Annotated in this window: 2 protein-coding genes and 1 tRNA gene; 2 read left to right on the top strand and 1 reads right to left on the bottom strand. The window is 71.1% G+C overall.

Annotation, left to right across the window (positions count from 1 at the left end; translation table 11 throughout):
- Positions 1-291: 291 nt before the first annotated feature.
- Positions 292-705 (bottom strand): SsgA family sporulation/cell division regulator, encoded by a 414-nt coding sequence (locus BMZ82_RS10990; RefSeq protein ID WP_004002642.1) that lies wholly within the window; start codon positions 703-705, stop codon positions 292-294.
- A gap of 191 nt (positions 706-896) precedes the next feature.
- On the opposite strand from BMZ82_RS10990, the gene BMZ82_RS10985 reads away from it, so the two are divergent.
- Positions 897-1358: a TIGR02611 family protein gene (locus tag BMZ82_RS10985; protein ID WP_093774317.1), complete on the top strand. Its 462-nt coding sequence runs from the start codon at positions 897-899 to the stop codon at positions 1356-1358.
- Between the two features lie 101 nt (positions 1359-1459).
- Positions 1460-1531 (top strand) — tRNA-Val (locus tag BMZ82_RS10980).
- Positions 1532-1968 lie beyond the last annotated feature (437 nt).

Here is a 1968-nt window from a genome sequence, read left to right as displayed (position 1 = left end):
GCGCTGCCCGCGCTGCCCGCGCTGCCCGCGCTGCCCGCGCTGCCCGCGCTGCCCGCGCTGCCCGCGCTGCCCGCGCTGCCCGAAGGGGCCGGAAGGGGCCGGAAGGGGTTACGCGGGCCCTCGGGCCCCTCAGGCCCCTGAGGGGCGGCGTGGCCCCTCAGGGGCGTACGCACGCCGACGCCGCGGCACGGGAGTCCGTGGCGCGGCGTCGGCGCATGCCCTATGCGGTTGTACCAGCCCGAGCCGTCTCCCCGAGTGGACGGCGCCGGGCAGCTCGGTGTGAGCCTCGCGCTAGCTTTCCGCCAGGATGTGCGAGAGCTCTTGATCGAGATCGAAGTGCCGGTGTTCCGTGCCGGGTGGCACGGCCGCGTCCGTCCGCTTCAGGAAGGACTCCAGGGCCCGCGCCGGGGCTTCGAGCAGGGCCTCGCCCTCAGGAGAGCTCAGGGCGATGCAGACGACGCCCTGACCGTGGCTGCGCGACGGCCAGACACGGACGTCGCCGGTTCCCGTGGGCCGATGCAGGCCCTCGGCGAGGAGGTCGCGGGCGAACACCCACTCGACGGTTTCCTCGGCTCCGGTGTGGAAGGTGGCGTGCACGGCGTAGGGGTCGGCCGTGTCGTACCGCAGGCCTGCGGGGACAGGCAGGGAGGACTCGCTCGACACAACGAGGCGCAGGTGCAGCTCGCAGCTGACCGTGGTGTTCATAAGCGCCAGGGCCTTTCGCTCAGTGTGCGCTCGGGGATTCGCACGTCGGCGAAATCGACATGCCACCTACGGTGCCGTTGTAAACCCCTCTGCGTGTTTTGCGTGCCTTTACGTAACTCTTCCGGCCGACGCCTCGTTCGCGAAGTACCACCATTCCGGTGACTGGAATCTCTCGGGTAGGGTCTGGCTGTATGAATACGGGGAGTGACGAGCCGGGTGAGGCGGTCGTGACGGTTGACGGGTCGAAGCCGGACGGGTCGGCGGCGGACGATCGCGGGCAGGGCCTCGGCTCCAAGGCGCCCGCATACGTCAAGGCGCGCCGCATGCTGCACCTGAGCTGGCAGGTCGGTGTCTTCGTGATCGGCCTCGCCGTGGTGGTCGCCGGCATCATCATGCTGCCGCTGCCCGGTCCCGGCTGGGTCGTGATCTTCGGCGGCATGGCGATCTGGGCGACCGAGTTCGTCTGGGCCCAGTTGGTGCTGCGCTGGACCAAGCGCAAGGTCACCGAGGCGGCACAGCGTGCGCTCGACCCGGAGGTGCGGCGCCGCAACATCATCCTGACCTCGATCGGCCTCGTGATCATCGGCACCCTCGTGGGCGTCTACCTGTGGAAGTTCGGCCTGGAGATGCCCTGGAAGATCAAGAACCAGTGATCTTCGGCCCGCCCTTCGGGTGATCGTCCGCACGGGTGCGGGGGCCGCTCGGCCGTGGTCACGGCCACCCCCTGACATGGGGTAATGTTCTTTCTGCGTCCGGGCGATTAGCTCAGTGGGAGAGCGCTTCGTTCACACCGAAGAGGTCACTGGTTCGAACCCAGTATCGCCCACCCGGATCGGCGGCCCGTCTGCGAAAGTGCAGACGGGCCGCCGTCGTTGTGTACGGCGGACAGGCGCCCCGACCTCCGCTCAACAGCCACTGACGGCCATTGACGTCCGCTGCCAGCCACTGGCAACCGCCGCCCCGACGGCCGCCCGCTGCCCCGGACCCTCGCTGTCGACGCGATCACTGCGCCTCCCCGGCGGCGTTACCCGGTTCCCCGCCCCGCGCTCCACCTCGTCGCCCAGCCCTCCAGCGCGCACCCCAGCCCGAGTCCCGCATCGCCCCGTTCCCCTCACCATCCGACCGGCCGCGCCATCCGACCCGCCGCGCCATCCGGCCCCGCCGCGCACCCCCGGCCCCGCCCCCACCGCGCCACCCCGCCCCCGCCTCGGCAACTCCTCTCCGTCACCTCGCCCCCCCTCGCGCCCCCCGACATCCACCCCC

The organism is Streptomyces sp. yr375 (assembly GCF_900110755.1).
Classification (GTDB): domain Bacteria; phylum Actinomycetota; class Actinomycetes; order Streptomycetales; family Streptomycetaceae; genus Streptomyces.
Note: the sequence above shows the minus strand (reverse complement) of the source record. Positions and strands in the feature narration are given on the sequence as shown.

Bases quoted from the DNA above. Each gene is read 5' to 3' on its own strand.
- BMZ82_RS10990 (WP_004002642.1), bottom strand. From the start codon at position 705: ATGAACACCACGGTCAGCTGCGAGCTGCACCTGCGCCTCGTTGTGTCG.
- BMZ82_RS10985 (WP_093774317.1), top strand. From the start codon at position 897: ATGAATACGGGGAGTGACGAGCCGGGTGAGGCGGTCGTGACGGTTGAC.